At 70.7% G+C, this 12,394-nt stretch carries 8 protein-coding genes; 4 read left to right on the top strand and 4 right to left on the bottom strand.

Going from position 1 to position 12,394, the window contains the following annotated elements; genetic code table 11:
- Positions 1-7 precede the first annotated feature (7 nt).
- Entirely contained in the window at positions 8-1,777 is a 1,770-nt protein-coding gene (gene arsA, locus LMJ29_RS08890) for an arsenical pump-driving ATPase (protein WP_229605166.1), read from the top strand.
- A 106-nt stretch (positions 1,778-1,883) separates the two neighbouring features.
- Here the strand turns inward: arsA and LMJ29_RS08895 are convergent, their stop codons facing one another.
- Both LMJ29_RS08895 and LMJ29_RS08900 read right to left on the bottom strand, forming a co-directional pair.
- Complete coding sequence (locus LMJ29_RS08895) at positions 1,884-2,561, bottom strand: phenylalanine--tRNA ligase beta subunit-related protein (RefSeq protein ID WP_229605167.1); 678 nt, start codon at positions 2,559-2,561, stop codon at positions 1,884-1,886.
- 98 nt (positions 2,562-2,659) lie between these two features.
- Complete coding sequence (locus LMJ29_RS08900) at positions 2,660-3,028, bottom strand: hypothetical protein (protein ID WP_229605168.1); 369 nt, start codon at positions 3,026-3,028, stop codon at positions 2,660-2,662.
- 362 nt (positions 3,029-3,390) lie between these two features.
- Here LMJ29_RS08900 and LMJ29_RS08905 point away from each other — a divergent pair, with 362 nt between their 5' ends.
- Positions 3,391-5,223 carry a sulfatase-like hydrolase/transferase gene (locus LMJ29_RS08905; protein WP_229605169.1) on the top strand — a complete coding sequence of 611 codons (1,833 nt, stop codon included), beginning with the start codon at positions 3,391-3,393 and terminating at the stop codon, positions 5,221-5,223.
- Positions 5,224-5,267: 44 nt separating this feature from the next.
- Here the strand turns inward: LMJ29_RS08905 and LMJ29_RS08910 are convergent, their stop codons facing one another.
- Together LMJ29_RS08910 and LMJ29_RS08915 are read right to left on the bottom strand one after the other, a co-directional pair.
- Positions 5,268-6,638: a heavy metal sensor histidine kinase gene (locus LMJ29_RS08910; protein WP_229605250.1), complete on the bottom strand. Its 1,371-nt coding sequence runs from the start codon at positions 6,636-6,638 to the stop codon at positions 5,268-5,270.
- Entirely contained in the window at positions 6,638-7,315 is a 678-nt protein-coding gene (locus tag LMJ29_RS08915; RefSeq protein ID WP_229605170.1) for a heavy metal response regulator transcription factor, read from the bottom strand. Before LMJ29_RS08915 ends, LMJ29_RS08910 begins: the two co-directional genes overlap by 1 nt.
- 231 nt (positions 7,316-7,546) lie before the next feature.
- Between LMJ29_RS08915 and LMJ29_RS08920 the strand changes: the two genes are divergently transcribed.
- Positions 7,547-11,173 carry a CHASE domain-containing protein gene (locus LMJ29_RS08920; RefSeq protein ID WP_229605171.1) on the top strand — a complete coding sequence of 1,209 codons (3,627 nt, stop codon included), beginning with the start codon at positions 7,547-7,549 and terminating at the stop codon, positions 11,171-11,173.
- A 16-nt stretch (positions 11,174-11,189) separates the two neighbouring features.
- A complete protein-coding gene (locus tag LMJ29_RS08925) occupies positions 11,190-12,380 on the top strand; it encodes an EAL domain-containing response regulator (RefSeq protein WP_229605172.1) in 1,191 nt (396 codons plus the stop codon).
- Positions 12,381-12,394 lie beyond the last annotated feature (14 nt).

Consider the following 12,394-nt stretch of genomic DNA (forward strand, 5'->3'; position numbering starts at 1 on the left):
ATCCACGATGAAGTTTCTCGAACGAGCGCCACGCTTCCTGTTCTTCACCGGCAAGGGCGGCGTGGGCAAGACCTCGCTGGCCTGCGCCACCGCCATCCGCCTGGCCGAAAGCGGCCGGCGGGTGCTGCTGGTGAGCACCGATCCGGCCTCCAACGTCGGCCAGGTGTTCGGCATCGAGATCGGCAATCGGATCACCGCGGTGCCGGCGGTGGCCAACCTCGCCGCGCTGGAGATCGACCCGCAGGCGGCCGCCGCGGCCTACCGCGAGCGCATCGTCGGCCCGGCCCGCGGCAAGCTGGCGGAGGACGAGGTGCGCGGCATGGAGGAGCAGCTGTCCGGCGCCTGCACCACCGAGATCGCCGCCTTCGACGAATTCACCGCGCTGCTGATCGATTCGGAGCTGACCGCCGGCTACCAGCACATCCTGTTCGACACCGCGCCGACCGGCCACACCATCCGCCTGCTGCAGCTGCCCGGGGCGTGGAGCGGCTTTCTCGACGCCGGCCTGGGCGACGCCTCCTGCCTCGGCCCGCTGGCCGGGCTGGACAAGCAGCGCGAGCAATACCGCGAGGCGGTCGAGGCGCTGGCCGATCCGCAGCGCACCCGCCTGGTGCTGGTGGCGCGCGCCCAGCAGGCCACCCTGCGCGAGGTGGCGCGCACCCACGAGGAACTGGCCGCCATCGGCCTGCGCCAGCAATACCTGGTGATCAACGGCGTGCTGCCGCCGGCCCAGGCCGCCCAGGACGCCTTGGCCAGCGCCGTATGTGCTCGCGAACAGGCGGCGCTGGCGGCCATGCCCGCGGTGCTCGCCGCCCTGCCCTGCGACCAGATCCCGCTCAAGCCATTCAACCTGGTCGGCGTCGCGGCGCTGCGCCAGCTGCTCGACGGCGAGGCGGATGCCGGCCTCGAGCCGGTGCCGCCCGCCCCCGCCCCGCAGGCGCCGAGCCTGGCCGCGCTGGTCGACGCCATCGCCGCCGACGGCCACGGTCTGGTGATGCTGATGGGCAAGGGCGGGGTGGGCAAGACCACCCTCGCGGCCGCCGTGGCGGTGGAGCTGGCGCGGCGCGGCCTGGCCGTGCACCTGACCACCTCCGATCCGGCCGCGCACCTGGCCGAAACCCTCGACGGCGCGCTGGACAATCTGACGGTGAGCCGCATCGACCCGCACGCCGAGACCGAGCGCTACCGCCAGCACGTGATGGCGACCAAGGGCGCCAAACTGGACGAACAGGGCAAGGCGCTGCTGGCCGAGGACCTGCGCTCGCCGTGCACCGAGGAGATCGCCGTGTTCCAGGCCTTCTCGCGGATCATCCGCGAGGCGGGCCGCAAGTTCGTGGTGATGGATACCGCGCCGACCGGGCACACCCTGCTGCTGCTCGACGCCACCGGCGCCTACCACCGCGAGATCGAGCGGCAGATGAGCGGCAGCAACATGCGCTTCACCACGCCGATGATGCAGCTGCAGGACCCTCGGCAGACCAAGGTGCTGTTGGTCACCCTGGCGGAGACCACGCCGGTGCTGGAGGCCGCCAACCTGCAGGCCGACCTGCGCCGCGCCGGCATCGAGCCCTGGGCCTGGCTGATCAACAACAGCGTCGCCGCGGCGCGCACCGACTCGCCGCTGCTGCGCCAGCGCGCCTGGAGCGAACTGCGCGAGATCGAGGCGGTGGCCGACCGGCACGCCCGCTGCTTCGCGCTGGTGCCGCTGCTCGCCGAGGAGCCGGTCGGCGTGCGACGCCTGCTGCAGCTGTGCGGTGCCGGCGACGCGCCGCACTGAATACACCCTGCCCCCGGCCCGGCCGTGCCGGCTCGCTGAACTGGCCGGCGCGGCCGGGCGGCTGTCGCCCGCGCCTGGCCTGGGCACGGGAGGCGAACGGCGGCAGTCAGGCCGCGACGCGGCGGCGCGACTGGCGCCGAGCCTGGCTCTCGCCGCAGCAGCAGGCCTTGAGGTCGGCCTTGAGCCCCTCGGCGACCGCGTAGAGCTCGTCCGGGTCGGTCTGCGCGTGGCCCTGGATCACCAGCAGCGCCGAGCGGGTCGCGGCGCTCACCGCGGTGGCCGCCGACTGCAGGTATTCCATGCGGCACAGCACCTGGCCGTCGCCGTCGAAGTAGGTGTACTCGCCGGCCGGCAGGCGCACCGGTGGCAGTCCCTGGCGCACCTGGAAGCTCTCGCCGCCGCGACTCAGCGCCAGGGTCACCGGCAGGCGCAGCCGCTGCAGGTCGTGGGCCCAGATCGACAGGCCGCTGTTCAGCGACCACTGCTGGTAGAGGTCGACCAGCGGCGACACGGCGGGCAGGCAACCGTTGCCCAGGTAGCGCTCGAACAGCGCCTGCGGCAGCGGCGGGTAGGCGCTCGGCGTGCGGCCGATCAGCTCGCGCAGGGCATGGAAGCCCTGCTGGCCGCTGAGGCTGTGTTCGGCGTTGAACTCGGCGCGCAGGCAGTCGAGGCGCTGCTGGTGGAGCGCCGTGGGCGTGCGGTTGTCGAGGCCGTGCAGGCTGAACGCGATGACCTTGAGACCCAGGTCGGCCGGGGTATCGAGCTTGAATACGGGAATCAGCATGGCGCTCTCTTCGCTTGGGACTGACGACGATCGACTTCCCCGCCGACCGCGGAGGCCGGGCCGGCGCGCGCGGCGCCGCAGCCCGGCCTCCCGGCTGGTCAGCGGCTGCTCACCGCTTCGCTCGGGGCATGCAGACGACCACCCTGGATGACGACCTTTTCGCCGTCGTCGAAGGCACGGTTGGGCGAGCGAACCACTTCCTGCTCGCCGTTTTCCTTGCGCACCAGGTAGGCGCGATCTTCCAGACCGGCGCCTTCCTGCACGCCCTTGCCGGCGAACAGACCGACGCCGGCGCCGACCAGCGCACCGATCGGGCCACCCGCCGCGCCGCCGACCATCACGCCGGTCAGCACGCCCACCGCACCGCCGGCGGTGGTGTCGCTGGTTTCGCCGACCACCTCGGCAGCCTGTACAACACCGGCACCGACGAGGCTCAGGGCAAGGGCCGCAATGCTGAGAAATTTCATGCTGTCTCCTTTCTAAGAATGTGCACGCAAGGCTGGATTGCCCCTCTCCTCATCCATGATTCATGCCATAAAAAAAACTTCTTACAATTCAGCAGCTTGAAGATAAAAGCCGGTGCATGGACAACGATGGGGACGCGACAACGACAAGGCGCTGTCGCAATGGCTACCACGCGCACCGGCCGGGCGCGCGGGGACCTGCACAAGACTTGTACACGCGGAACCGGACGCCACGAGCGCCGTCCAACCACCTGCGGACCTTTAAGCTCCGATTAAGCCGTCCGTGATAGTTTTGTGAACCTGTTCGCGCGACAACCCCGGTCTGTCGCCGGCGACCGACAACAACTCCAACGACAGGCTCCGCCATGCCCCTTGCCTCTCCTCGCCGCCCGGACGCCTTCTACTGGCTGCTGACCTGGCTGGCCGTCGCCCTGCATCTGGGCCGCTTCTTCGACCTTGCCGCCACGCCGCTGCTGGCCTACCAGCTGCTGCTGATCGGCAGCTACGCGCTGCTGTTCGTCCTCCCGGCCTGGGCGCTCAGCCGCCTGGCCGGCCGTTTCGCGCCGCGCGCCGAGGCGCCGCTGGCGGTGCTGCTGGCCGGTGTCGTGCAGCTCGCCCTGTACGGCGACCACCTGCTCTGGCAGCTGTATGGCTTCCACCTCAACGGCTTCGTCTGGAACATCCTCACCACCCCGGGCGGCATCGCGGCGCTGGGCTCCTCGGCGTCCACCGGGCGCGACGTGGCCCTGCTCGGCGCCGCCGTGTTCGCCGGCCAAGCCGCCCTGCGCCTGCTCGCCCAGCGCCTGGCGCGCCTGTCGCTGCCGGCGCCGCGGCTGGCCTGGGTGCTGCCGCTGTTCGTGGTCGCCACCCTCGGCGAGCGCGTCAGCTACGGGGTCGGCCACTTCTACGGCTACAGCCCGCTGCTGGAAAGCGCCCAGCGCGTGCCCTTCTACCAGCCGCTGACCATGCGCCGGCTGCTGGAGAAGCAGTTCGGCCTGGAGCGTCCGCAGCGCATGGAAGTGGCCAGCGCCGAACTCGAGGGCCGGCTGCGCTACCCGCAGGCGCCGCTGCGCATCGAGGCGCCGGCCAAGCCGCTGAACGTCGTCTGGCTGGTCGCCGAATCGTGGCGCGCCGACACCCTCAACCCGCGGGTGATGCCGCAGACCCACGCCTTCGCCCAGCGCGCGCAGCACTTCGTCAGCCACTTCTCCGGCGGCAACGGCACGCGCATCGGCATGTTCAGCCAGTTCTACGGCCTGCCGGCCAACCTGTGGTTCCCGGTGCTCGACGCCCGCGTCGGCAGCCCGCTGATCGACGTGCTGCAGCGTCAGGACTACCAGATGCGGCTGTTCACCAGCGCGCGCTTCAGCTATCCGGAGTTCGACAAGACCCTGTTCGTCAAGGTGCCGCGCGAGCAGCTGGTGGAGGACGACCAGGGCGAGACCTGGCAGCGCGATCGCCGCAACGTCGACCGGCTGCTCGAATTCGTCGACCGGCGCGACCCGGCCAAGCCGTTCATGACCTTCCTGTTCTTCGAGTCGCCGCACGCCAACTACAACTTCCCGCCCGAGTCGGTGATCGAACCGGACTACCTGCCGGATTTCAGCTACGCCAGCATGAACCTCGAGCGCGATATCAAGGGCATCCACAACCGCTACCTGAACGCCGTGCACCACCTCGACGGCCAGCTGGCGCGCATCACCGCGCACCTGGAGGCGAAGGGCCTGCTGGACGACACCCTGGTGGTGATCACCGGCGACCACGGCGAGGAGTTCATGGAAAAGGGTCGCTGGGGCCACAACTCCACCTTCGTCGACGAGCAGCTGCGCGTGCCGCTGGTGCTGTGGATTCCCGGCCGCGCGGCGCATCGGCAAAGCCTGCGCACCAGCCATCTCGACCTGCTGCCGACGCTGCTGCCGCTGCTCGGCGTGCAGAATCCCAGCCATGACTACGCCGTCGGCCACAGCCTGTTCGCGGCGCAGGCCGACCGTCTGCTGCTGGCCGGCGACTGGGACCGCCTGGCGTTCCTCGGCGAGCAGTACAAGCTGGTGCTGCCGTTCGCCAGCGGCAGCTTCGTCGGCATGCACGTCAGCCAGGCCGACGACCGCCAGGTGAGCGACCGCGCCAGCGTGCTGCAGCACAAGCTGCCGCTGATCCAGGTGGAAATGAGCGGCCTGCGCCGTTTCCTGGCGCATTGAGCCCACCCCGCAGTTGACCGACGCCCGCCTTTGCGCGGGCGTTTTCATTGCGCGGCGGGAAACTCCAGCTCGAAGCGGGTAAGGCCGTTCGCCGACTCGCAGCGGATGTGCCCGCGGTGCGCCTCGACGATCGAGCGGGTGATCGCCAGGCCCAGTCCGGCATGGCCGCCGCCTTCGCGGCGCGCCGGGTCGGCGCGGTAGAAGCGGTCGAACAGCCGGCCCAGATGCTCGGCCGGAATGCCCGGCCCGGGATTTTCCACACTCAGCCGCACCCGCCCGTCGCCGCCGTCGATATGGACGCGGATACAGCCGCCGGCCGGGGTGTAGCGCAAGGCATTGCTCAGCAGGTTGGACAGCGCGCGGCGCAGCATGCCGGCGTCGCCGTCGATCATCCCGCTGCCGTCCTGGCTCAGCTCGACCCCGGCGTCCTCACCGAGCAAACGGTAGTAGTCGAGCAGCTGCGCGGTCAGCTGGTGCAGGGCCACCGGCTGGCGCTCAGGGACGATCAAGCCGTTGTCGGCCTTGGCCAGGAACAGCATGTCGTCGATCATCCGCGCCATGCGCTTGAGGTCCTCGAGGTTGCCGTACAGCGCCTCCTGGTACTCCTCCAGGCTGCGCGCGCGGCCGAGCACCACCTCGGTGTGGGTCATCAGCTGGGTCAGCGGCGTGCGCAGCTCGTGGGCGATGTCGGCGGAGAAGTTGGACAGGCGCACAAAGGACTCGTCGAGGCGCTCGAGCATGCCGTTGAACGAGGTCACCAGCGGGCGCAGCTCCACCGGCACCGCCTGCGCGGGAATGCGCTCCTTGAGCGAACGCGCCGACACCGTGGCGGCCACCTGGGTCACCTCGCGCAGCGGGCGCAGGCCACTGCGCGCCACCAGCCAGCCGAGCCCGGCGCTGAGCAGCGCGCAGACCGCCAGGGCGATCCACAGCCAGCGCTCCAGCTCGGCGAAGAACGCCTCGTGGTGGGTGACGTCCACCGCCAGCAGCAAGGTCAGGCCCTGCGCGCGGCCGACCAGCGGCACCCGGCTGGTCATGCCGCGCAGCAGTCGCTCGCCGTCCTGCCACAGCCACAGGCGACCGCTCGCAACGCGCCGCGCCTCGGGCAGGCGCGCGCCTTCCGGCACCGCGAACAGCACGCGGCCGTCGGCGTCGATCAGCAGCGCGCGCAGCTCCTGGTGGGCGCCGAGCAGGGCGTGCAATTGCGGGCGCACGCTGTCCAGCTCGGCGACGTCGTTCAGCGCGCCGATCACCCCCTGGGTGGCGTGCAGCTTCTCCAGCAGCACGTGGTGATCGAGGCTCTCGAAGTGCTGGCGGCTGAGATGCTGGAAGGCCAGGCCGGCGGACAGCAGCGCCGCGGTGAGCGCCAGCATGAACAGCAGGCCCAGGCGCGCGGTGAGCGACAGGCGGCGGATCACTCGGGGGCGTCCAGCACGTAACCCATGCCGCGTACGGTGTGGATCAGCTTGGGCTCGAAGCCGTCGTCGATCTTGGCGCGCAGGCGGCGGATCGCCACCTCGATCACGTTGGTGTCGCTGTCGAAGTTCATGTCCCATACCTGCGAGGCGATCAGCGACTTGGGCAGCACCTCGCCCTGGCGGCGCAGCAGCAGCTCGAGCAGGGCGAACTCCTTGGCGCTCAGGTCGATGCGCTGGCTGCCGCGGCTGGCCCGGCGCTTGAGCAGGTCGACCTCCAGGTCGGCGACCTGCAGGCGGGTCGGCACCGTGCTGGACTGGCCGCGGCGCAGCAGGGTGCGCACCCGCGCCAGCAGCTCGGCGAAGGCGAACGGCTTGACCAGGTAGTCGTCGGCGCCCAGCTCCAGGCCCTTGACCCGGTCCTCGACGCGGTCGCGGGCGGTGAGGAACAGCACCGGCACCGCCTGCCCGGCGCCGCGCACCCGGCGCAGCACCTCCCAGCCATCCAGCCCCGGCATCATCACGTCGAGGATCAACAGGTCGTAGGCCTCGCCCAGCGCGCACTGCAGGGCTTCGCTGCCGCTCTGCGCGCGCTCCACGGCGAAACCCGCCTCGCTCAGGCCCTGCTGCAGGTAGGCACCGATCTTCGGGTCGTCCTCGGCCACCAGGATTTTCATGAATGCCTCACTATCATCGCGCGAAAGGCGATTGTGCCGCCCCGTAGCGACCGCAGCCAGCAACTGACAGCAATGTAATCTGCGCACGCTGGCTCGATCCGCATTGGCATCGTGCAATAGATTGATATGATTCATATAAATCCGCCTACCGGTCGCTCCAGAGCGTCTGGCCGAGTTCCCAGCAGTCCGGGACAATCGATGCAGGAAACAGACAGCAAGGAGGCAATGGGTATGGACACCCCCCCCGCCAGCCGGTTGGATCTTGCCTGGAAAATCCTGGCCATCGCCGGGCTCTATCTGCTCGCCGGCATTCCCGGCCTGCTGATCACCCATTCCGCCGGCTACGCCTCGCCGATCTGGCCGGCGACCGGCGTGGCCGCCGCCGCGTTGCTGGCCTGGGGCCTGCGCTGCTGGCCCGGCGTCTGGCTGGGCAGCCTGCTGATCCACCTGTGGCTCACCCCCTCGCCCAGCGGCGCCGCCCTGGGCGCCCTGCTGGCCGGCGCCACCACCCTGCAGGCGATGCTCGCCGCCTGGCTGGGACGCCGCTACCAGCGCGCCGGCTGGCAGTTCGCCAGCGACCGCGGCCTGGCGATCGTCCTGCTGGCCGCCGGGCCGCTGACCTGCCTGCTCGCCGCCACCCTCGGCACGGCCATCCTCGCCGTCGGCGGACGGATCGACAGCGACAACCTGCTCAACGAATGGCTGCTCTGGTGGTCCGGCGACACCCTCGGCATGCTGCTGTTCGCCCCGCTGACCCGCCTGCTGTGGCCGGGCGAGCATCCGCTGCGCGTCGCCGCCGCGGCCGGCAGCAGCCGCTTCATCATGCCGCTGGGCATCACCGCCACCCTGCTGTTGGTCGGCCACCTGGCGCTGGCCCAGCTGGAGGATCTGCGCGCCCGCGGCGAGGCGCGCAAGCTGATGGAGGTCATCGCCGCCGGCGGTACCCGCGAGCTGGCCGCCACCCTGTCGCCCCTCGAGGGCCTGGCGCACTTCATCGCCGCCAGCCGGGAAGTCACCCGCGAGGAGTTCCGCCAGTACAGCGCGAGCTTCATCGACCGCCCGGCGATCCTCTCGGTGGACTGGGCGCCGCGGGTCCTCCACGCCGAGCGCGACGCCTTCGAGGCCGCCATCGCCGCCAGCGGCTTCCCCGGTTTTCGCATCAGTGAGCTGGACGCCCAGGGTCACCTGCAACCGGCCGGCGAGCGTGCCGAGTATTTCCCCATCCTGTTCAACGAGCCGCGGTCCACGAGCCACCTGGTGCTCGGCCTCGACCATGCCTTCGAGGGGCTGCGCCGCCAGGCGATGGAGGTTTCCCGCCGCGACGGCCAGGCGATCGCCTCCGACCTGATCCACCTGGTACGCACCGACCGCCCCGCCTCGCTGGTGTACCTGCCGGTCCGCCGCCTGGCCCCGGGCGCCGAGGCCGAGCAGTTGGCCGGCTACGTGGTCGGTGTGCTCGACATCCAGGCCCTGTTCGCCCCGCTGCTGCGCCAGGCCGAGGAGCGCCAGCTCAGCCTGCGCATCTCGGACATCACTCCGGGCATGCCCCGGCGCATCCTGGTCGACTCGCTGGCGGCCGAGGCGCCTACCGACTGGAGCCATGTATTCCTGATCGGCGGGCGCACCTGGCGCCTGGAGATGCAGCCCAACACGCCGCTGTGGCGGCCCGCCTCGAGCACCGAGGAGCGCCTGTTCCTCGGCTTCTCGATACTCACCGCCTTCCTGGCCGCCTTCGCCACCCTGAGCAGCGCCGCCCGCCACAGCCTGGTGGCCCGCCATGTGGCCGAGCGCACCGAGCAGCTGCAAACGGCCGCCCACCAGCTCAACCAGCTGAACGCCGAGCTCCAGCAGCGCATCGAGGAACGCGGGCAGGCGCTCGCCGACCTGTACGCCAAGCAGGAGGAGATCCGCGCCGTCCACGACCACCTGCTCGAATGCGTGGTGACCATCGACAGCCGCGGCGCGATCCAGAGCGTCAACCCGGCCATCGAGACATTGCTCGGCTACCGCCCCGAGGAGCTGCTCGGCCGCAACGTGTCCTGCCTGATGGGCTCGCCGCACAGCGAACGCCACGACGGCTATCTCGCCCGCTACCTGCTCGGCGGCGAGCAGCACGTGATCGGCTCCAGCCGCGAGGTGACCGCCCGCCACAAGGATGGCCGGCCGGTCGAGGTGGAGCTCAGCGTGTCCGAGTTCAGCGCGCATGGCGAACGGCTGTTCATCGGCACCCTGCGCGACATCCGCGAGCAGCGCGCGCTGATCGCCAGCCTGACCCAGGCGCGCGAGGACGCCGAACAGGCCAGCCGGGCCAAGTCGGCGTTCCTCGCCGCCATGAGCCACGAGATCCGCACCCCGATGAACGGCGTGGTCGGTCTTATCGACGTGCTGGCCCAGGACCGCCTGACGCCGCACCAGGTCGACCTGGTCAAGGCCATCCGCGAGGCCTCGGGCAACCTGCTCGGGGTGATCGACGACATCCTCGACTTCTCCAAGATCGAGGCCGGCCGCCTGGAGATCGAACTCGCCCCGCTGCAGCTGGCCGAGCTGGTCGACAACCTGTGCAACACCCTCAAGCCGCTGGCCAGCTCGCACGGCGTGGCGCTCTCCCACGCCATCGCCGCGGACGTGCCGCTGTGGGTGACCTCCGACGCGATGCGCCTGCGGCAGATCCTCTACAACCTGATCGGCAATGCCATCAAGTTCTCGGGCGGTCGCCGCGAGCAGTCCGGGCGGGTGGAGGTGCAGGTGCGCCTGGCCGCCCAGGCGCCGTTGCGGGCGATCATCGAGGTGGCCGACAACGGCATCGGTATCGCCGCCGAGCACCTGGCCAACCTGTTCGCCCCCTTCACCCAGGCGGAAACCTCGACCACCCGGCGTTTCGGCGGCAGCGGCCTGGGCCTGGCCATCTGCCGGCGCCTGGTGACCCTGCTGGGCGGTGAGATCGGCGTCGCCAGCACGCCGGGCAGCGGCACCCGCTTCAGCATCGAGCTGCCGCTGCTGCCGGCCAGCGCGCCGGCCGTGGCGGACGACAGCCGGCCGCCGAGCGCGGGCGAGGCCCTCGCGCCCGCCCTGCCCGGGCCGCAGGCCCCCTCGCGCCGGCGCATCCTGGTGGTCGAGGACGACACCCTCAACCGCAAGGTCATCCAGCAGCAGCTCGCCCTGCTCGGCTATCGCTTCGAGATGGCCGGCAACGGCGCCGAAGCCCTGGCGATGTGGCGCGCGGGCGACTACGACCTGATCCTCAGCGACCTGCACATGCCGGTGATGGACGGCTACCAGCTGGCCGAACTGGTCCGTCGCGAGGAAGCCGGCCAGCGCCGCATCCCGATCCTGGCGCTGACCGCCAACGCCTTGCGCGGCGAAGCCGCGCGCGCCCACGATGCCGGCATGGACGAGTACCTGACCAAGCCCATTCGCCTGGCCACCCTGCAGGCCAGCCTGGAGCGCTGGCTGCCCGGCGCCGTGCCGCTGCGCGCCACTGCGGCGCAGGAAAGCCCCGGGCAACCCGCCCCGCTGTTCAATCCGGCGGCACTGACGGCGCTGGTCGGCGACGATCGCGAGATGATCGGCGAGACCCTCGGCGATTACGCCGAGGCCCTGGCCTCGCTGGCTGGACAACTGCTCGAGGCCTTCGCGGACGACGACCTGGCGAGCGTCGGCGCCCTCGCCCATCGCCTCAAGTCGTCGTCCCGCGCGGTGGGCGCGGCGCGCCTGGGCCAGCTCTGCGCTACGCTCGAGCAGGCGGTCAAGAACGGCGACGGCGCCGCACTGCGGCGTGGCATCGACGAATTCGCCCCCCTCTGCACCGCCACGGCGGCAGGGATCGGACAGTTGCTGGAAACAGGCAATCCGGCATGAGCAGGAGGCTTTAGCGATGCAAGTCCTGATAGTCGACGACGACCCCTTCATCTGCCGGCTGCTGACCCGCCAGCTCAGGTCGCTGGGTTTCGCCAAGGTGACCGCCTGCGAACGTGCCCTGGCCGCGGTCGCGCAGCTGGAGCAGGCGCCGGACAGCATCGACCTGGTGCTCTGCGACCTGCAGATGCCCGAGATGGACGGCATCGAGTTCATCCGCCACCTGGTGCGCCTGGACTTCGCCGGCGCGCTGGTGCTGGTCAGCGGCGAGGACGAACGCATCCTGCAGAGCGCCGAGCGGCTGGCCCAGGCCCACCATCTGCGGGTGCTGGGCACGCTGTTCAAGCCGGTGCCCAGCGGGCGGCTGCAGAAACTGCTGGAACAGGCGGCCGCCGAACGCGCCGCGCCGCGGGCGGCCGACTCGCGCAGCTACAGTGCCGAGGACCTGGCGCGCGGTATCGCGGCGGGCGAACTGGTCAACCACTACCAGCCCAAGGTCGACTTCCACGGCGCACGGGTCATCGGCGTCGAGACGCTGGTGCGCTGGCAGCATCCGCAGGACGGCCTGGTCTACCCCGATCGCTTCATCGAACTGGCCGAGGACAGCGGGCTGATCGAGGCGCTGATGCGCGCGGTACTGGGCAATGCCCTGCGCGAAGCGCGCCAGTGGCGCGACGCCGGCCACCTGCTGCAGGTGGCGGTGAACGTGTCGATGGACAACCTGCAGGTGCTGGACTTCCCCGACTTCGTCGAGCAGGAGGCGCTGGCCGCCGGGGTGCCGCTGCACAGCCTGGTGCTGGAAGTGACCGAGAGCCACCTGATGAAGAATCGCCAGGCCGCCCTGGACATCCTCACCCGCCTGCGCCTGAAGCGGATCAGCCTGTCCATCGACGACTTCGGCACCGGCCACTCCTCGCTGGTGCAGCTGCGCGACATCCCGTTCAACGAATTGAAGATCGACCGCAGCTTCGTGCATGGCGCCTGGCGCGACGTGTCGCTGCGCAGCATCCTCGACGCCAGCCTGGCGATGGCCCGCAAGCTGGGCATGAAGACGGTGGCCGAGGGCATCGAGGACCGCGCCGACTGGGATCACCTGCTCGCCGCGGGGTGCGACGTCGCCCAGGGCTGGTTCATCGCCAAGGCCATGCCCGCCGCGCAGCTGCCCGCCTGGCTGAAGGAGTGGGAACGGCGGCGGCGCGAGCTGATCTGAGCGACCGCGCCGCC

It is taken from the genome of Pseudomonas oryzagri, from assembly GCF_020831405.1.
Lineage (GTDB): Bacteria > Pseudomonadota > Gammaproteobacteria > Pseudomonadales > Pseudomonadaceae > Geopseudomonas > Geopseudomonas oryzagri.

What these genes read in the sequence shown, in the direction of transcription:
- arsA (WP_229605166.1), top strand. Translation starts at nt 8, where the DNA reads ATGAAGTTTCTCGAACGAGCGCCACGCTTCCTGTTCTTCACCGGCAAG.
- LMJ29_RS08925 (WP_229605172.1), top strand. Translation starts at nt 11,190, where the DNA reads ATGCAAGTCCTGATAGTCGACGACGACCCCTTCATCTGCCGGCTGCTG.
- LMJ29_RS08900 (WP_229605168.1), bottom strand. Translation starts at nt 3,028, where the DNA reads ATGAAATTTCTCAGCATTGCGGCCCTTGCCCTGAGCCTCGTCGGTGCC.
- LMJ29_RS08895 (WP_229605167.1), bottom strand. Translation starts at nt 2,561, where the DNA reads ATGCTGATTCCCGTATTCAAGCTCGATACCCCGGCCGACCTGGGTCTC.
- LMJ29_RS08915 (WP_229605170.1), bottom strand. Translation starts at nt 7,315, where the DNA reads ATGAAAATCCTGGTGGCCGAGGACGACCCGAAGATCGGTGCCTACCTG.
- LMJ29_RS08905 (WP_229605169.1), top strand. Translation starts at nt 3,391, where the DNA reads ATGCCCCTTGCCTCTCCTCGCCGCCCGGACGCCTTCTACTGGCTGCTG.
- LMJ29_RS08920 (WP_229605171.1), top strand. Translation starts at nt 7,547, where the DNA reads ATGGACACCCCCCCCGCCAGCCGGTTGGATCTTGCCTGGAAAATCCTG.